Below are 17,860 nucleotides of genomic sequence, written 5' to 3'. Positions count from 1 at the left end.
ACTCCCATGCGACACGGCGACATTTCCTCGAGCCCGGACACGGTCGGCATCGCGGTCGTGAACTACAAGATGCCGCGGCTGCATTCGAAGGCCGAGGTGCTGGACAACGCGCGCAAGATCGCCGACATGGTCGTCGGCATGAAGAGCGGCCTGCCCGGAATGGACCTCGTCGTGTTCCCCGAATACTCGACGCAGGGGATCATGTACGACGAGCAGGAAATGTACGAAACCGCGGCGACCGTCCCCGGCGAGGAGACTGCGATCTTCTCCGCCGCCTGCCGCGAAGCCGACACCTGGGGCGTCTTCTCGATCACCGGCGAACAGCACGAGGACCACCCGGACAAACCGCCGTACAACACTCTGGTGCTGATCGACAACCACGGCGAGATCGTGCAGAAGTACCGGAAAATCCTGCCGTGGTGCCCGATCGAGGGCTGGTACCCGGGCGACACGACCTACGTCACGGACGGCCCGAAGGGCATGAAGATCTCGCTGATCATCTGCGACGACGGCAATTACCCGGAAATCTGGCGCGACTGCGCGATGAAGGGCGCCGAGCTGATCGTCCGCTGTCAGGGCTACATGTATCCGGCGAAGGACCAGCAGGTGCTGATGGCGAAAGCCATGGCGTGGGCCAACAATTGCTACGTCGCGGTCGCCAACGCGGCCGGATTCGACGGCGTGTACTCGTATTTCGGCCACTCCTCGATCATCGGCTTCGACGGCCGGACGCTCGGCGAAACCGGCGAGGAGGAATACGGCATCCAGTTCGCCCAACTGTCGCTCTCGGCGATCCGGGACGCACGAGAGTACGACCAGTCGCAGAACCACCTGTTCAAGCTGCTGCACCGGGGTTACTCGGGCGTGCACGCGGCCGGTGACGGCGACAAGGGCGTCGCGGACTGCCCGTTCGAGTTCTACCGCACGTGGGTCACCGACGCGCAGAAGGCGCAGGAGAACGTCGAGGCCATCACGCGCAGCACGATCGGCGTCGCCGAATGCCCCGTAGGCCAGCTGCCCGCGGAAAAGACCAAACAGGCCTGATTCTGCTGGCTGCCGGTTCCGGTTTTCGGTTCAGGGAAAGGACACCATGCCGTTCATCACCGACAGGTACCACGACCAGAACCGGAACCGGCAGCCAGCCGCTCCGCCCGCCCCCGCGGTCACAGTGTCCACACCGGACACCCCGGACGGTTTGGCCGAACGCCTCCGCAGCCGCGTCCTCGGCCAAGACGCAGCCGTCGAGGCCGTCGTCCGCGCCATCATCCTGGCCCGCGCGGGCGCGACCGAACCCGACCGTCCACCCGCGACGGTCCTGCTGCTCGGCCCGACCGGCGTCGGCAAAACCGAACTGGTCCGCCAGGTCGCCGCCGCCCTGCGCTCCGGCCCGGACGATCTGTGCCGGGTAGACATGAACTCCCTCGCACAAGAGCACTACGCAGCCTCCTTCAACGGCGCCCCTCCCGGCTACGCTGGCAGCAAGGAAGCCTTCACCGTCTTCGACCGATCCACTGTGGAGGGTGACCCGTACACCCCAGGAATCGTCCTCTTCGACGAGGTCGAGAAGGCGCACCCCACCGTCCTTCGCGCACTCCTCGGCGTCCTGGACAACGGAATGCTGCGCTTGGCGAACGGGCAGGAAAAGATCTCCTTCCGCAACAGCTTCGTCTTCCTCACCTCGAACCTGGGCTCGAAGGAACTGGCCCGCCGCCGCGGTTCCCGCTGGCGCTCGCTCCTGGACCGCAGCCACACCCGCCGAGCCGTCGTCGACAAAGCCCTGCAGTCGTTCTTCGACCCGGAATTCCTGAACCGCATCGACGAGACAGTGATCTTCGACGAACTGGACCGCACCACCGTCGAACAAGTCGCCCGCCTGGAAACCGATCTGCTGCGCTCCAGGCTCCGCCGCCGCGGCGTCGACCTCCAGGTAGCCGAATCCGCCATCCGCCTGCTAGCCGACGAGGGCTTCGACCCGGTCTACGGCGCCCGCGGCCTGCGCCGGACCCTGCGCACGCACCTGGCCGCCCCGGTAGCCGCGGAAATCATGCGGGTGCGCCCGACCGGCACCGCCCCGCTGCGGATCACCGCGACCGCCGAGACCGGAACGATCCGCGCGACCGCCACCGATCCGGAGGCTTGACGCCGCGCGACCGCCTCTCTAAGTTCTCCGGACATAGGACGTCGGACATCCCATGTCCGGAGCGAGAGGCGGTCCCCCGGTGCTCCCGAAAACAGTCACGCTCGCTTTCGCCGCAACGATCTTGGCCTTCCTCCCGGCCCCACCTGCGAACGCGGCACACAGCTGTACGTCGTCGACCCCGTTCACCTCGGGCACCGAGGGTTACCACACCTTCCGCATCCCCGCCGCGGTCCGCACCAAGAACGGCTCGCTGATCGCCTTCGCCGAAGGCCGCCGCGACTCCCCCGGCGACTCCGGCGCGATCCACACCGTCGCCAAAACCTCCCGCGACGGCGGCTGCACCTGGGGCACCCTGCGCGTAGTCGACAGCAACGGCGAAGCCACCGCCGGAAACCCGACCCCGGTGACAGCCCGCAACGGCGACCTGGTCCTACTGACTGTCCACAACGGACCCGTCAGCGAGAAGGCCATCATGTCCGGCACCGTCTCCGCGCAAGACACCCGCCGGGTTTTCGTCCAGCGCAGCCCCGACAACGGCCGCACCTGGACCCCCGCCCGCGACATCACCGCCACGACGAAACTGCCGTCCTGGCGCTGGTACGCCACCGCCCCCGGCCACGCGACCCTGCTCCAGCACGGCCGCCACGCCGGACGAATCATCGTGCCCGCCAACCACTCCAGCGCCCCTGCCGCGGGTTCCGCGGATGTCGGAACCGAAGCCAAGTACTACGGCGGCCACGACCTCTACAGCGACGACAACGGCCGCACCTGGCACATCGGCTTCACCGACGACCCGACCGACGGCGTCCTCGCCCCGAACGAAACCACCGCCACGGAGTTGCCGGACGGCACCGTCTATTTCTCCAGCCGCAACCAGGGCTCGGCCCCCGAGCATCGGCTGGACGCCTACAGCACCGACGGCGGCCGCACCCTGACCCGCCCGTACCGAGTGCAGCCGACCCTGTCCGGCCCGAAGGTCGAAGGCAGCGTCCTGCAAACGGCCGACCGCCGCGTGCTTCTCTATTCGGGCCCCTCCGACCCCGCCGTCCGCCGCACGATGCAACTCAGGACCAGCTCCGACCGAGGCGAAACCTGGCAGCCGTCCACCGTTCTCGCCGACGCCCCCGCCGGCTACTCCGACCTGGTCCAACCAGACCGTTCCACGGTGGGAGTCCTGTTCGAAACCGGCGGCACCAGCGCGTACGAGAAGATCGAGTTCCGCAGAATGGCTCTTTGACCGCGGCCGTCCCCGGTAAAATCGCCCGCATGACGGACCTGTGGCTACGCCGCTTCCATCCCGCCGACGACGCCCCCGCCCGGGTGGTGTGCCTGCCGCACGCAGGCGGCGCAGCCCCGTTCTTCCACCCGCTGTCGAAGGCGCTGGCCCCGGCCGTCGATGTCCTCGCGGTGCAGTATCCCGGCAGGCAGGACCGGATGGCCGAACCAGCCCTGCGCACCATCGAAGAACTGGCCGACGGCGTCACCCAAGCCCTGCTGGCGTGGCTGGACCTCCCGGTAGTGCTGTTCGGCCACAGCATGGGCGCGACGCTCGCATACGAGGTCGGCCTGCGGCTGGAGGCGAGGGGCACGCCGCCGGAAGCAGTAGTGATCTCCGGCCGCCGAGCCCCGTCCCGCCTGGTGAACGAACAAGTTCACCTCCAGGACGACGACGGTTTGCTGTCCGAGATCGAAGGCCTGGCCGGCACCGACCCGAAGGTGCTGCAAGACCCGGAACTGCGAGAACTGTTCCTGCCAGCCCTGCGCGCGGACTACACGGCCATCGAGACGTACCGCCCGAGCGCGGGCCCGCTCGCCGCCCCCATCCACGCCCACACCGGAGACGCCGACCCGCACGCCCCGGTGGACGACGTGCAAGCCTGGTCGTCCCACACCCGAGGCGACTTCACCCTGACCACTTATCCCGGCGGCCATTTCTATCTGGTGGACCACGCCCCCGCGATCACCGACGCCCTCCTGAAACTGACCACAAGCGGCTTCTGACTCCCTTTTCCGGACACGGCCGCGCCTGTCCTCCTGCACCGCCCGTAGGCTGCCGCCCATGGAACTGCGCAGGATGTTCGCCGGTTTGGGCCGCAGCAAAGCATTCGCCAAGTTCGGCCAAGCGATGATGCCCGCCGACCGCCTGCTCCTCCGCATCAGCGGCGGCCGCCTGGGCGTAGGCGCGGCAGTCGGTCTGCGCACCCTCCTGCTCACCACCATCGGCCGGACGACCGGCGAACCACGCCAGGTCCCGCTGCTGTACGTCGAACGCTCCGGCGGCTACGTGGTGATCGGCTCCAACTGGGGCGGCGAACACCACCCCGCCTGGACAGCGAACTTGCTGGCCAACCCCGACGCGACAGTCTCCGTCCACGGCTGCACGCTGCCGGTTCGAGGCCGCCTCCTGGAAGGTGCCGAACGACAGGAAATGTGGGACGCCGTCGCCTCCTACTGGCCGGCCTACAACCGCTACGCCGAGCGGGCCGCCCACCGCGAGATTCGGGTTTTCCTCCTGGAACGCACAAACCCAGCCGCCTGATTGGTCCCTGCTTCGCACTGGATGTTCCCCGGATCTGCCCGGCTCGCTTCCCCTGGAGCCTGTGTCCCGCCAGGCATGCTCCGCCCCGCTCGGGGACTCCCGACTTGGGCGCTCCCCCGACTTGGGCGACCGCCGACCCGCTGCGCCCAGCGGCCTGCCCGCGCCCTGGCTACCGTGCTTGGGCAGGCACCCGATAGCCGCTCGGTTTCGCTCCTTGGCTGATCCGCTTGCTGGCTCGATCGGCCGGTGGGAGGGCCCAGCCTGACTCATCCCGCTGGCTGCCGAACCCGACCCACTGCATGCCTGGTCTCTCACTCGCTCCGCCCGATCCGCCGCTGCATGATCCGGTCCTGCGGCCTCCTCACTCCAGCCGTCACTTGCCTAATCCGGTCCGCGCCCGGCCTCACCCGATCACCGCCTGCCTAATCCGGTCGCTCGCCGCCTCGCCAGATCCGCCACCCGCCTGACCAGGACCGCCTGCCTCACCCGATCCCACGCCCACCTCACCCGGCACCCGCCTCCCGCGAGCGAGCCAAGCAGCGCACCCGACCGGGCAGCTCGCCTACTCTCCCCGCGGCAGGTACTCCGCCGCCTTCGCCTGGAGATACCGGCGTTCCGGCATGCTGCTCGTCCGCTTCGCCGCGCGCAGGTAATGCGCATGCGCACCCGCCGTGTCGCCAGCGAGTTCGAGCAGATGCGCACGGACCGCGTCGAGCCGGTGGCCCTGTTTCAGCCGCGCGTCGTCCTCGAGAGTGGCCAGCAGCGCCAGCGCTTTCTCCGGACCGTGCACCATCGCGACCGCGATCGCCCGGTTGAGCGTCGTCACCGGGCCGGGCGCCAGCTGTTCGAGCAGGCCGTACAGCTCGAGAATCTGCGCCCAGTCAGTGGAATCGGTGCCCGCCGCCTGGTCGTGCAGCGCCGCGATCGCAGCTTGCACCTGGTACGGCCCGACCGGACCTCGCCCCAGTACCCGGTTCACCAATTCCAGGCCCTCGACGATCAATGGCACTGTCCACTGTCGACGGTCCTGTTCGGCGAGCGGCGTCAACGCTCCGTCGGGCCCGGTGCGCGCCGGCCGTCGCGCGTCGGTGAGCAGCATCAGCGCCAGCAGCCCGGCGACCTCGCCATCGTCCGGAAGCAGCGCGTGGACGGCGCGGGTCAGCCGGATCGCCTCCTCGGACAGTTCGGCCCGATGCAAGTCCTCGCCCGACGTCGCCGTGTATCCCTCGTTGAAAATCAGGTACAGCACCTGCAAGACGACCTGCAGCCGAGCCGGCCAGTCCTCGGCGGACGGCGGCGCGAAGGTCGACCCGGGCGCCGCCACGCTTTCCTTGGCCCGCGTGATCCGGCGCGCCATAGTGCCTTCCGGCACGAGAAACGCACGCGCGATCTCAGCCGTCGTCAGCCCGCCGACCGCGCGCAGCGTCAGCGCGACCTGCGAGCTGGGCGTGACCGCCGGATGGCAGCACAGGAACAGCAACGTCAACGTGTCGTCCTGCTCCGGCGGTTGCTCATCCTCCGGCCCGGGCACGACCGCGGTCAGCGCGACGTCCTGCACCGCGACGGTTTCTTCGCGTCGCCGCCGAGCGCTCTCGCTGCGCCAAAGGTCAGTGAGCCGTCGCGTGGCGACCGTGAGCAGCCACGCGCGCGGGTTGTCCGGCACCTCGCCGGCCGACCATTGCTCGACCGCCGCGACCAGCGCCTCCTGCACCGCGTCCTCGCACGCCTCGAACTGCCCGTACCGCCGCACGAGCGTCCCGAGCGCCTGCGGCACGAGCGGCCGGAGCAGCTCGCCGACGTCCGCCATCAGCCGAGGTCGGGCTGCGTTTCCGCGTCAGCGAAGAACACCACCGGCCGGACCTCGATGCCGAGCCCGTCGATCCCCGCGTCGGGAATCATCGCGGCGACCTCCAGCGCCCGCTCGCGGTTCTCGCATTCGACGAGATAGAACCCGGCGAGGAATTCCTTGGACTCCGCGAACGGACCGTCGGTGACCGCGGGCACCCCGCCGCGCACCCGCACGACAGCGCTGTCCTCCGGCCCGCCGAGCGCCTGCGTGTTGATCATCTCGCCGGACGCGCGGATCTTGGCGATGAAGTCCGCGTGCCCGTCCATCACCTCCTGGCGGGTCTCCTCGCTCAGCCCTTCCCATACGTCGGGGTTCATGTGCATCGTCAGCAGGAACTTCACGTCGTTCTCCCCAGCAGCCGGTCCAGGCGACCAACCTAGCGGAGCCGCGCGGCGATGCCGTCCAGCAGACATTCGAGGCCCAGCTCGAACTGCGCGTCCTCGGCTGCCGCCTCGGCCACCTTTCGCGTGTCCGCCGCAGCTTCCGCGTCCGCCGCCCGGTCCGAGACCGTCTGGCCTGCCCCATTCGCCCGGCCTGACTCGGCCACACGATCAGACCCAGCCGCCCGGTCAGACCTGGCCGATCCAGCCCGACTCCCGCCGCCTCGACCAGCCTCAGCCTCGCCCTGGCGAGCCCCAGCCGCACGATCAGAGCCAGCCACCTCGCGGCCCGCCTCGCCCGCCAGTTCAGCCCCGGCCGTCTCCGCACCCGGCCTACCGGCACCAGCAACCCGGCCAGCTACGTCCGTCCCCAGCCCAGCGTCCGTCCCACCGGCCCCAGCCGCCCGGCCAGCTACGTCCGTCCCCAGCCCAGCGTCCGGCTCACCGGCCCCAGCCGTCCGGCCAGGTCCGACCGCTTCCGCGCCCGGCTCAGCACCGTCCGCGCCGACCTCGGCCGCCTCGCCAGCCGCGTCGTGCGGCTCGGCCAGGAAGCCCTCCAGCACCCGCATGAGCAGCGGATACGGCCCATCCTCCGATACGACGTCGCCGAACCAAGCTCGCGCCTGCCGCTGCACGTCCACCACGTCGACGAACGCGTTGCGCTGCCGCATCGCCCGCTCTTCCGCCCATTGCAGCGCCTGCCCGATGACGTACCCGTCGAGCAGGCGGGCGTACCCGAGCGCCGACGAGAGGTCCTGACCCAGCCGGTCGAACGTCGCCAGCACGAACTCGGTCCGCCGGCTCGCGTTCGGCCCCGCGGGAGGCCGCTGGTGCACCAGCCGCGCGTACCACGGATGCCGCTTCGTCATCGCCCACGTGTCGCCCGCGACGGCCGTCAGCTCGCCCCGCCAGTCCTCGCCCGGGACCTCCGGGGTGCGCACCTCGCTGTTCGCCAGGTCCAGCATCAGGTCCACCAGACCGTCTTTGCTGTGCACGTAGCGGTACAGCGACATCGGAGTGGACGCGCCCAGCTCCTTTGCGACTGCCCGCATCGTGAGCGCCTCCGCGCCGCCGTGATCAGCAAGGCGCACGGCCGCGTTGACGATGTCGACCCGTCCGAGGCCCCATCCGCGCTCCGGCGGCTCGGGCAACAGCCAAATCGGCGGTGTCGGCCCTTGATCTCCCATTCATCTCCCTGTCTCCAGCCCGCTTGCGTACACAGTACATCGTCATGTACAACGTACACAAGATGTACAACGTACACGACCCTGGGGGTTGCGAAATGACTGCACGAATTCCTGTTCTGATCTGCGGCGGAGGGATCGCCGGGCTCACCGCGGCACTGCTGCTGCACCGCGAGGGAACAGCCCCGGTGCTGGTGGAAAAGCACGCCGGCACGTCCCCGCAGCCGAAGGCGCGCCGGTTCAACCCGCGCAGCACCGAGGTGTTCCGATGGCTCGGCCTCATGGACGAGGTCGAGCGGGCCAGCGCACCACTCGCGTCGTTCACCGGAATGCTCTCCGGCACGACACTGGCCGACGCGACCTGGCCGGAAGTCACCGACACCGTGCGCGAGCGGCTCGGCCAGCACGCCAAAATGCCCGACCTCAGCCCGGGGCCAAGCGTGCTGTGCCCGCAGGACGTGCTGGAGCCGGTGCTGCGGCAGGCCGCTGTCGAGCGCGGCGTGGCGGTCCGGTTCGGCACCGAACTGGTGTCGTTCGAGCAGGACGACGCCGGGATCACCGCCGAACTGCGGCCGGCCGGCGGGGACCCGTACCAGGTCAGCGCCGAATATCTGATCGCGGCGGACGGCGCGCGCAGCCCGGTCCGCACCGCGCTCGGCATTCCGCGCAGCGGGCACGGGCATCTGGCCGACAACCTCGACGTCTGTTTCCGCGCGGACCTCGCCGGGCTGATCCGGGACAAACCGTTCAACCTGTGCCGGATCGAAAACCCGGCCGCTTCGGGCGCTTTCGTGTCGGTCAACGGCACCGACCGGTGGCTCTTCTCCACTTCCGACTTCCCCGGCTCGGATTCCCTGGGCGACGACGGCTGGCGAGAGCTGCTGCGCACCGTTGTCGGCGTGCCGGACCTCGAAGTCGAAGTGCTGAGCCGGATGCACTGGGAGTCAGGGATGTACGTAGCCGACCGGTTCTCCTCCGGCCGGGTCTTCCTGGCCGGCGACGCCGCGCACGCGATGCCGCCGATGGCCGCCGCAGGTGCGAACACCGCGATCGCGGACGTAGCCAACCTCGCCTGGAAGCTCGCCGCAGTTCTGGCGGGAACGGCGACGCCCGCCCTGCTCGACACCTACCACGCCGAGCGGTACCCGATCGGGTACGCGACGGCGGAATTCTCCAGCATGGCAAGCGGCCATCTCGGCACCATGCTCGCCACGATCACCAGCGACGACGCGCCCCGCATCGACCCGCTCGCCGCGCTGTTCGGCGTGCACTACGAACACGGTGCCTTCATCCCGGACGGACGCGGCCCCGCTCCGGAGGACCGGTACGGCCCGGCCGGTCGCCCAGGCACTCGAGTGCCGCACGCCTGGCTCGACGCCACCACGTCCACAGTGGACTTGGCCGGGCCTGGTCTCGCCTTGCTCTGCGGGCCGGACAACGCCCGGTGGACCGCCGAAGCCGAGCGGCTGGGCCTCCGCCTCGTTTCGATCTCGGACGAGGGATGGCTGGCCGAGACGGAACTGCCTGCCGACGGTGCGCTGCTGCTCCGGCCGGATGCCGTCGTCGGCTGGCATTCCACGTCGGAGATCCCGCTTGCCGATGCCCTGTCCCGCCTGCTCAACGCGCCTATGGAGGCAACCGTGTGATCTCTTCGACGGCGCACGGGTTCGCCCGCCCCGCGCGCTGAATCTGCCACCCATTCGACGAAAGAAAGGAGCTTTGATCGAACGCACCTGAAAGCGCGGACCGCTGGTGCCGGTATCTGCCAGCCCGCTTCGGCACCCGCCGGTCGTGATCCGCTGCTGTCTCCCCACGCTCAGGTTGAGCTGCACCACTGTGCCAGCCCGCACCCTGCGGCCCTGCCTGAAGGAGACTGCATCGGCTGACACCGACGACAGCGAGGATTGCTGCTGCCCGCGCCAACGGGAATCCAGAGGGCTACGGCCGACGCCGAGGAAGGCGCTGGAGCGGCGACCGGCTGCAGTTCACGCCGGAGGAGCCCTGGATTGTGCTGCTCGATGACGAGGTGCTCGCCGGGCCGCAAGAACCATCCGCAGCCTGCGCCTGGAGGTGGCTCGCGAGAGAGACCTGCGCAATCGTGCACGCTCCGTGCGCAAGACCGCCGACGCTGAGCGGTTGTCGCACCGAGCAGTTGTCGCTTCGAGTGGCCTGCACCAGCATGCACTGGCGTCCGGAGGGGCTCGTGGCGACCACCCGCCCGCAGTTGCGGTCGTCGCGTTAAGCGGCTTGCGCTTGCAGCCCCGCCGCGCGCGTTTCGCGCTGCCAACAGCCGCTTCAAGCTGCGGCCAGCAGGCATGCCTGCCCGCTGACGTTGACAGCGGCCGTCACGTCACTCAGCCCCAGGTCGGCGGCTGTCGCGTCAAGAACTGTCGCGTCAAGAAGCTGTTATGGGCAGCCGTCGAGACAAGCAATCCGCGTCAACAGCCGTCGCGCCGAGCGGCCCGGAACACACCGTCCGCCAACACTCGAATCACAACACCAACAGGAGGCTAGAAACCGATGATGACCCTGCTCACTCGAAGCGGGACGGGTCTCCCGCCCCGTGGCGCACGACCTCCGCCTCTCCGGAAGAGAAGTCGATCACCGTGGTGGGTTCCACGCCGCAGTCGCCGGAGTCGATGACGGCGTCCAGGACGTGGTCGAGTTCTTCCTTGATCTCCCAGCCCTGGGTGAGGGGCTCGCCGGAATCGGGCAGCAGCAGCGTGCTCGACAGGATCGGCTCGCCCAGTTCGCCGAGCAGTTCCTGGGTCACCACGTGGTCGGGGATCCGCACGCCGACGGTCTTCTTCTTGGCGTGCAGCAGCCGGCGCGGGACTTCCTTCGTCGCCGGGAGGATGAACGTGTACGCGCCGGGGGTGCTCGCCTTGATGGCCCGGAACACCGCGTTGTCGATGTGCACGAACTGGCCGAGCTGAGCGAAGTCCTGGCAGACGAGCGTGAAATGGTGCCGGTGGTCGAGCTTGCGGATGGTGCGGATCCGTTCCATCCCCTGCTGGTTGCCGATGCGGCAGCCGAGCGCGAAGCACGAGTCGGTCGGGTAGGCGATGAGCCCGTCGTCGCGCAGCAGGTCGACCACCTGGGCTAGCGCGCGGCGCTGCGGGTTCTGCGGGTGCACGTCGAAGTAGCGGGCCATTGCCCGAGCTTAGGCGTGCGTCCCGGGCCGGGCGCGCGGGCTCTCCGCGGGGCAGGCACAGTGACGGGCGAGGAGGTACGTCTGTGCATGCTCTCTGGTCCACCGGTGAACAGTGGGAATTGCTGCCGCCGGTGTTGCTCGCCCTGCTGCTGAGCACGGTGATCGGCATCGAGCGCGAGGTCGGCAACAAACAGGCCGGCCTGCGCACGCACACGCTGGTCGGCGTCGGATCGGCAGTCTTCATGCTGGTGTCGAAATACGGTTTCGCCGATTTGCTCGGCATCGAGCACGTCGCGCTCGACCCGTCGCGGATCGCCGCGCAGATCGTGTCCGGCATCGGGTTCGTCGGCGGCGGGCTGATCTTCGTGCGCCGCGACGCGGTGCGCGGCCTCACAACCGCGGCGACCGTCTGGCTCGCCGCGGCCGTCGGAGTCGCGTGCGGCGCGGGGTTGCCGGTGCTGGCCGTCGCGACCACTGCCGGTCTCGTCGTGATCACTCGCGGATTCCCGCCGCTTTCCCGGTTCGTCGCGCGGCATCGGCGGCAGCCGCCGATCCTCCGCTTGAGTTATGCCGACGGGCACGGCGTACTGCGCGCCGTGCTCGCCACTTGCACCGATCGGGGCTGGGCCGTCCACCGGGTGGCGGTCGACCGCGAAACAGTTTCCGAAGAGGGACAACGGATCGCGGTCGTCACGTTGCTGTTGCAGGGCCGCGGCGATCTTCCCGAACTCACCGCGGAACTGGCCGAATTGCCCGGCGTGCGAAGCACCGCGACGGGCACCGAAGACCCGCTCGAAGATTGACCCGCCCCAGGTTCCCACGGATCGCCGGACTTCAGGCACACTGGAGGCAGTGCGGAAACCCCGGCGCGGCAAGAAAAACGAGCGCCGAGGAGAAACCATCCAAATGGGAGGTGAGAGCATGGCCCCCGGCGGTGGCGAAGTCCTGATGTCCGTCCGGCCGTCCTTCGACTCGGCTTGGCGCGGCTATCAGCGCGGCCAGGTCGACGAATTCGTCACGTGGGTCGAGGCGGAATTCCAGCGCCTCGCCGCGGAACGCGACGCCGCGGCACAGCAGGCGGCCGAACTCGCCGAGCGCAATCGCGAACTGCGCGCGACGGTCGACCGGATCAGCCGCACCCCCATCGAACCGGACGCGTTGCAGGAACGTTCCCGCCGGATGGTCGAGCTGACGCGCGAAGAAGCCGCGGAGATCACCGCCCGCGCCGAGGACACCGCCGCGCGGATCATCGCCGACGCCAAGGCAGAAGCCGTCCGCCTCACCGAAAAAGAACGCGCGCTCGTCGAAGCGGTTTCCGCCGACCGCGAGCAGCAACGGCGAGAACACGAGGATCTGCTGCGCCGCGCAGTCGAAGAACGCAAGGCCGCGGACGAAGCGGCGGCGAAGGAACGCCGCCGGCTCGAGGAACATCTCACGCGCACGTTGGCCGACCGCCGCACCGACGCACTCCGCGAAATCGCGGACCGCACCGCTGCCGCCCGCGCCGAAGCCGACGCGCACGTACGCCAAGCCACCGACCACGCCACCCGGATCGTCGCCGACGCCGAAAAACGAGTCGCCGAACTCGCCGCCGTCCAGCAACGGGTGAAGGCCGCGCTGCGCGGTGCCCGCGAACTGCTGGCCACCGCGAACGCCGACCTCGCGCCGGACGGCACGCCGGTGCCGAACCAGCGCCGCACGTCCGCGCTCACCGAAGTCGCCGAGGCCGCCCCCACTGGGTGAAGACCGGCCTCGGATACGCCGAGCGGGCGCGCTCGAGGGCTTCCGCCATGAACGCCAACCTCGCACGCGGACGGCAGACGCCCGTGTCTGGTCAGCACCGCACGTTCGCGCTCACCGAAACCGCCGAGGCAACCCGGCGACTGCACCTCGATACGCAAAGCAGGCATACTCGGCGGCTGGCCACCGGCGAACGCCGACTTCGCACCGAACGACACGCCGCGGCCGGACCATGCCGGAAGAACGCATACCGGACGGCACGCGAGCGCCAAACCGCGCCGGAACAACGCGCGCCGGGCGGCACACCAGTGGCGAACGACGCCGCAGCAACCTGCGGCGGTCCGGGAGCTGGCGCAGCGTCGCCCTCTCGAACGTCCGCCAGATCGGTAGCCGGGACGGTCGCGACCCGACTTACACGCGGGCGAAACCACCCCGCCCGGCTGAGCGACAACCCTGGATACGCCGGGTGGGTATACTTGACAGTGAACCACCGGGGATGCCGAGAATAAGGGACGATGTGCGATGACCGGCTACGGCAGTGAACGAGAGGCCTACCTCAAGCGCCTTCGCCGGATCGAAGGCCAGATCCGCGGCCTGCAGCGCATGGTCGAGGAGGACAAGTACTGCATCGACATCCTGACCCAGGTGTCCGCGGCGACGAAGGCGTTGCAGTCCTTCTCGCTGGAACTGCTCGACGAGCACCTGGCGACCTGCGTCGTCCAGGCCGCGGCCGCGGGCGGGGAGGAAGCGGACCTCAAGGTGCGCGAAGCCTCTGACGCGATCGCGCGGCTGGTGCGCTCCTGAGACAGCTCCTGGGCTGGTTCCCAGTGCGAAGCACCCGTCTCTTCTTGCCGGACGACCGCTGACGTCGATCAGCACCGACGGCGCTCGCCCGCTGCTGCGAGCTGAGAAGAAGCAGATCCGTCAGTGCGCGAGGACTCCCAGCGATACCCCGCTGGCAGGTAACGGACGCAACTCCCAGCTAGCCCGGTGTTCTCAGCGCACTAGCCCGAAAGCAAGACCAAGGCCGCCCCAGACAGATCAGCGCGCGACAACCCGAAGCCGTCCAGATCATCGCCAAGAGCACAAGAAAACGGGCCAGCAGCGGAAGTCCCGCTACTGGCCCGTCCCCGCTGGATCACGCTGCCCGGAACCGCCGCAATCGCAGGCTGTTCGACACCACGAACACCGACGAGAACGCCATCGCGGCACCCGCGATCATCGGGTTGAGCAGGCCGAACGCCGCCAGCGGCAGCGCCGCGACGTTGTAGGCGAACGCCCAGAACAGATTCCCCTTGATCGTGCCGAGCGTGCGCCGGGCCAGCCGGATCGCGTCGACGGCCGCGCGCAGGTCGCCTCGGACCAGGGTCAGGTCGCCGGCTTCGATCGCCGCGTCCGTTCCCGTGCCCATGGCCAGCCCGAGGTCGGCTTGGGCGAGCGCGGCCGCGTCGTTGACGCCGTCGCCGACCATCGCGACCACTCGGCCCTCGCTCTGCAGCCGCTTCACCACGGCCACCTTTTCCTCCGGCAGCACCTCGGCCACCACCTCGGTGATACCCGCGGCATCCGCGATGGCGCGCGCCGCGCCGGCGTTGTCGCCGGTCAGCAGCACCGGCCGCAGCCCCAGTGCTCGGAGTTCGGCGACGGCCTGCGCCGATGTCGGCTTGATCGTGTCCGCAACCACCAGCACGCCTCGCGCCACGCCGTCCCACGCGACGAACACCGCGGTCGCGCCCCGCTCTTCCGCTGCCGCCTTGGCCTCGGAGAGCCGGTCGTCGATCTTGACGCTCCAGTCGGCCAGGAAAGCGGCACGGCCCGCGAGCACAGCTGCGCCCTCCACGAGGCCGGAGACGCCGAGTCCCTCGGTGTTCCGGAACTCTGTCGCCGACGGGAGATCGCCGACTCGCTCGCGCGCACCGTCCGCGATCGCTTTCGCGATCGGGTGCTCCGAGGCGTGCTCGACCGCCCCCGCGTAGCGCAAGAGTTCGCGCTCCGTGACGCCTTCCCCGGCGTGGACGTCCACCAGGCTCATTCGCCCAGTCGTGACAGTGCCGGTCTTGTCGAGCACCACGGTGTCGACCCGGCGAGTGGACTCGAGCACCTCCGGTCCCTTGATCAGGATCCCGAGCTGCGCGCCGCGACCGGTGCCGACCAGCAGCGCGGTCGGAGTCGCGAGCCCCAGCGCGCACGGGCAGGCGATGATCAGCACCGCGACTGCCGCGGTGAACGCCTCCGTGACGTTTCCGCTGGTCAGCAGCCAGGTGATCAGCGTGCCCAGAGCCAGCACCAGCACGATCGGCACGAACACCGCCGACACCCGGTCGGCCAGGCGCTGCACCGCGGCCTTGCCGTTCTGCGCTTCCTCGACGAGCCGGGCCATCTGCGCGAGCTGCGTGTCCGCGCCGACCCGCGTCGCGCGCACCGTGACGCGGCCGCCGACGTTCACCGTCGCTCCGGTGACGCCGTCACCCACCGCGACCTCGACCGGCACGGATTCCCCGGTAATCATGCTGACGTCGACTGCCGAGCTACCGTCGGTCACCACGCCGTCGGTGGCGATCTTCTCGCCGGGCCGCACCACGAACGTGTCCCCGACCCGCAACTGGTCGACCGGGATCCGCTGCTCGCGATCATCACGGAGGACTGTCACGTCCTTCGCGCCGAGTTCGAGCAAGGCCCGAAGGGCAGCGCCGGAGCGACGCTTGGACCTCGCCTCGAAATAGCGGCCAGCGAGGATGAACGTGGTGACGCCCGCCGCGACCTCGAGGTAGATGTTGTCGGTCCCCGATCCTCCGGAGACGCTGAACTCGAAGCCGTGCCGCAACCCCGGCATACCCGCCATGCCGAAGAACAGCGCGTACAGCGACCACAGCGTGGCGGCCGAGACGCCCAGCGAGATCAGCGTGTCCATCGTCGCCGCGCCGTGCCGGAGGTTGGTCCACGCGGCGCGGTGGAACGGCCACGCTCCCCAGACCACGACCGGCGCGGCGAGCGTGAGCGAGAGCCACTGCCAGTTCGTGAACTGCAGCGCGGGGACCATCGCCAGCACGATCACCGGCACCGTGAGGATCGCCGAGTACAGGAGCCGGTCGCGCAGCGGCCGCGTCTCGTCCTGCTCGGGTTCTTCCGGCTTCTCCGGTTGCGGCGCCTGCGCGGTGTAACCGGTCGCTTCGACGACGCCCACCAGGTCGTCGACCGAAACGGTGGAGGGGTATTCGACGTGCGCCTTCTCAGTCGCGTAGTTGACGCTCGCGGTGACGCCCTCGACTTTGTTGAGCTTCCGCTCGACCCGAGCAGCGCACGACGCGCAGGTCATCCCGCCGATGGCGAGTTCGACTGACTGCACGGGGGCTGGTGTCGTGGTGCTCATGTCACTCCTTTTTACGCGACGACCTGGTAGCCGGCCTCGGCGACGGCAGCCTCGACAGCTTCGCGCGAGATCGGCTCTGCACTGGTGACCTTCACCGCGCCGGTGGCGAGGTCGACGTCGACCGCCTGGACGCCGGTCAGGCCGCCTACCTCCTCTTTCACCGATCCGACGCAGTGCCCGCAGGTCATGCCCTCGACGGTGTAAGTCGCTTCGGTCATCGCCACACTCCCTATCGTGCTCTTCGCTGACACCTCCTTTATACCCCTAGGGGGTAGCGGCATGCCAGGGGACCCTGTCGTGAACCCGGTTACCCGCCGGGAGAGACTGCAAGGATGCGGAAGATCTACGCGATCGGGATCGGCGCCGGCGACCCGGAACACCTCACGGTGCAGGCAGTCGACCGGCTCAATCGCGTCGACGTGTTCTTCGTGCTCGACAAGGGCAGCGCGAAAGCCGACCTGGTGCAGCTGCGCCAGGAGATACTGGAGCGGTTCGTGAGCCAGCCGGGGTATCGCGTGGTGAGCGCGAAGGACCCGGACCGCGACCGGACGCCGTCGGACTACCGCACCGCGGTCGCCGACTGGCACCAGCTCCGCACCGACGTCTACGAGCGTCTGATCCGCGACGAGCTGGCAGACGGCGAAACCGGCGCGTTTCTCGTCTGGGGCGATCCGGCGCTGTACGACAGCACCATCGCGTTGATCGAGGCCGTGCTGGCGCGCGGGAATGTGGCGTTCGACTACGAGGTCGTGCCGGGGATCAGCAGCATCTCCGCGTTGGTCGCGCGGCATCGGACGACGATGAACCAGATCGGCCGTGCCGTGCAGCTCACGACGGGCCGCAGGCTGGCTGAGGGTTGGCCGAGTGACGCTGATGACGTCTTCGTACTGCTCGACGCGCACACCGCGTTCGGCCAGTACGCGGACCGGGGGCTGTGGATCTATTGGGGCGCGTACGTCGGAACGCCGGACGAGATTTTGCTGTCCGGGCCGCTGGATGACGCGCTGGCGGAGAAGATCCGGGAGACGCGGGCCGCGGCTCGGGAGCGGCACGGGTGGATCATGGACACGTATTTGCTGCGCCGGCCGGAGTGAGATCGGCGGGCCGTTTTTCCGGCCTGCCGTTTTTTGGGCATGAAAAAAGGAGCGAGGCTCCGGGAAAACCATTTTCTGGTTCTCGACCGGAGCCTCGCTCCCTATCAAAGTAAGTTCGGCGGTGTCCTACTCTCCCACAACCCTTCGGTTGCAGTACCATCGGCGCAGTCAGGCTTAGCTTCCGGGTTCGGAATGGGACCGGGCGTTTCCCTGACGCTAAAACCACCGAAACACTCCGAAACAACACACACCCCCCACCATCAGGTGGGGCCGGTGTGGTGTTTCAGAACCGTAGAGTGGATGCGTAACATCTTTGTGGGCAAGTCCTCGGCCTATTAGTACCAGTCAACTCGACAACACATTACTGTGCTTCCATTTCTGGCCTATCAACCCAATCGTCTCTTGGGGGC

16 protein-coding genes and 2 rRNA genes are annotated in these 17,860 nt (G+C 69.0%); 10 read left to right on the top strand and 8 right to left on the bottom strand.

The genetic code is table 11. The annotated features are described in order from the left end of the window. Positions 1-6 precede the first annotated feature (6 nt). The 5 genes from ACWGIC_RS22570 to ACWGIC_RS22550 all read left to right on the top strand — a co-directional run bounded on the left by ACWGIC_RS22570 (position 7) and on the right by ACWGIC_RS22550 (position 4,679). Positions 7-1,044: an aliphatic amidase gene (locus tag ACWGIC_RS22570; protein WP_452077922.1), complete on the top strand. Its 1,038-nt coding sequence runs from the start codon at positions 7-9 to the stop codon at positions 1,042-1,044. A 46-nt stretch (positions 1,045-1,090) separates the two neighbouring features. Further along, positions 1,091-2,140 (top strand): AAA family ATPase, encoded by a 1,050-nt coding sequence (locus ACWGIC_RS22565; RefSeq protein ID WP_452077921.1) that lies wholly within the window; start codon positions 1,091-1,093, stop codon positions 2,138-2,140. Positions 2,141-2,219: 79 nt separating this feature from the next. After that, a complete protein-coding gene (locus ACWGIC_RS22560; RefSeq protein ID WP_452077920.1) occupies positions 2,220-3,377 on the top strand; it encodes a sialidase family protein in 1,158 nt (385 codons plus the stop codon). Positions 3,378-3,406: 29 nt separating this feature from the next. Beyond that, positions 3,407-4,141 carry a thioesterase II family protein gene (locus ACWGIC_RS22555; protein WP_452077919.1) on the top strand — a complete coding sequence of 245 codons (735 nt, stop codon included), beginning with the start codon at positions 3,407-3,409 and terminating at the stop codon, positions 4,139-4,141. Between the two features lie 58 nt (positions 4,142-4,199). Next, the gene (locus tag ACWGIC_RS22550; RefSeq protein WP_452077918.1) at positions 4,200-4,679 is read left to right on the top strand and encodes a nitroreductase family deazaflavin-dependent oxidoreductase; all 480 of its coding nucleotides are present in this window, start codon (positions 4,200-4,202) and stop codon (positions 4,677-4,679) included. A 562-nt stretch (positions 4,680-5,241) separates the two neighbouring features. Here the strand turns inward: ACWGIC_RS22550 and ACWGIC_RS22545 are convergent. From ACWGIC_RS22545 to ACWGIC_RS22535, 3 genes are read right to left on the bottom strand one after another with little or no spacing between them, the layout of a single operon-like run. Next, a complete protein-coding gene (locus tag ACWGIC_RS22545; RefSeq protein WP_452077917.1) occupies positions 5,242-6,486 on the bottom strand; it encodes an RNA polymerase sigma factor in 1,245 nt (414 codons plus the stop codon). Then, positions 6,486-6,869: a YciI family protein gene (locus tag ACWGIC_RS22540; RefSeq protein ID WP_452077916.1), complete on the bottom strand. Its 384-nt coding sequence runs from the start codon at positions 6,867-6,869 to the stop codon at positions 6,486-6,488. The genes ACWGIC_RS22545 and ACWGIC_RS22540 overlap by 1 nt, the downstream gene beginning before the upstream one ends. A gap of 35 nt (positions 6,870-6,904) precedes the next feature. Further along, entirely contained in the window at positions 6,905-8,095 is a 1,191-nt protein-coding gene (locus ACWGIC_RS22535) for a TetR/AcrR family transcriptional regulator (RefSeq protein WP_452077915.1), read from the bottom strand. Between the two features lie 95 nt (positions 8,096-8,190). On the opposite strand from ACWGIC_RS22535, the gene ACWGIC_RS22530 reads away from it, so the two are divergent. Then, positions 8,191-9,738: an FAD-dependent monooxygenase gene (locus tag ACWGIC_RS22530; protein WP_452077914.1), complete on the top strand. Its 1,548-nt coding sequence runs from the start codon at positions 8,191-8,193 to the stop codon at positions 9,736-9,738. A gap of 887 nt (positions 9,739-10,625) precedes the next feature. On the opposite strand, the gene ACWGIC_RS22525 is transcribed toward ACWGIC_RS22530, so the two are convergent. After that, positions 10,626-11,246, bottom strand: a complete 621-nt coding sequence (locus ACWGIC_RS22525) for an L-threonylcarbamoyladenylate synthase (RefSeq protein WP_116206505.1) — start codon at positions 11,244-11,246, stop codon at positions 10,626-10,628. 83 nt (positions 11,247-11,329) lie between these two features. On the opposite strand from ACWGIC_RS22525, the gene ACWGIC_RS22520 reads away from it, so the two are divergent. The 3 genes from ACWGIC_RS22520 to ACWGIC_RS22510 all read left to right on the top strand — a co-directional run bounded on the left by ACWGIC_RS22520 (position 11,330) and on the right by ACWGIC_RS22510 (position 13,790). Beyond that, positions 11,330-12,049: an MgtC/SapB family protein gene (locus ACWGIC_RS22520; protein WP_344282958.1), complete on the top strand. Its 720-nt coding sequence runs from the start codon at positions 11,330-11,332 to the stop codon at positions 12,047-12,049. A gap of 118 nt (positions 12,050-12,167) precedes the next feature. After that, positions 12,168-12,989, top strand: coding sequence for a DivIVA domain-containing protein (locus ACWGIC_RS22515; RefSeq protein WP_452077913.1), 822 nt, complete (start codon positions 12,168-12,170; stop codon positions 12,987-12,989). A 519-nt stretch (positions 12,990-13,508) separates the two neighbouring features. After that, on the top strand, positions 13,509-13,790 hold the full coding sequence (locus ACWGIC_RS22510; RefSeq protein WP_009081418.1) for a metal-sensitive transcriptional regulator: 282 nt from the start codon (positions 13,509-13,511) through the stop codon (positions 13,788-13,790). A gap of 334 nt (positions 13,791-14,124) precedes the next feature. Here the strand turns inward: ACWGIC_RS22510 and ACWGIC_RS22505 are convergent, their stop codons facing one another. After that, positions 14,125-16,356: a heavy metal translocating P-type ATPase gene (locus tag ACWGIC_RS22505; protein WP_452077912.1), complete on the bottom strand. Its 2,232-nt coding sequence runs from the start codon at positions 16,354-16,356 to the stop codon at positions 14,125-14,127. 11 nt (positions 16,357-16,367) lie between these two features. Beyond that, entirely contained in the window at positions 16,368-16,574 is a 207-nt protein-coding gene (locus ACWGIC_RS22500; RefSeq protein ID WP_452077911.1) for a heavy-metal-associated domain-containing protein, read from the bottom strand. 114 nt (positions 16,575-16,688) lie between these two features. Here ACWGIC_RS22500 and cobF point away from each other — a divergent pair, with 114 nt between their 5' ends. Further along, positions 16,689-17,450: a precorrin-6A synthase (deacetylating) gene (gene cobF, locus ACWGIC_RS22495; protein ID WP_452077910.1), complete on the top strand. Its 762-nt coding sequence runs from the start codon at positions 16,689-16,691 to the stop codon at positions 17,448-17,450. Between the two features lie 113 nt (positions 17,451-17,563). On the opposite strand, the gene rrf is transcribed toward cobF, so the two are convergent. Then, positions 17,564-17,680 (bottom strand): 5S ribosomal RNA (gene rrf / locus ACWGIC_RS22490). A gap of 85 nt (positions 17,681-17,765) precedes the next feature. Beyond that, a 23S ribosomal RNA gene (locus ACWGIC_RS22485) occupies positions 17,766-17,860 on the bottom strand; the annotation flags it as partial.

Source organism: Amycolatopsis sp. NPDC054798 (assembly GCF_053611505.1).
Note: the sequence above shows the minus strand (reverse complement) of the source record. Positions and strands in the feature narration are given on the sequence as shown.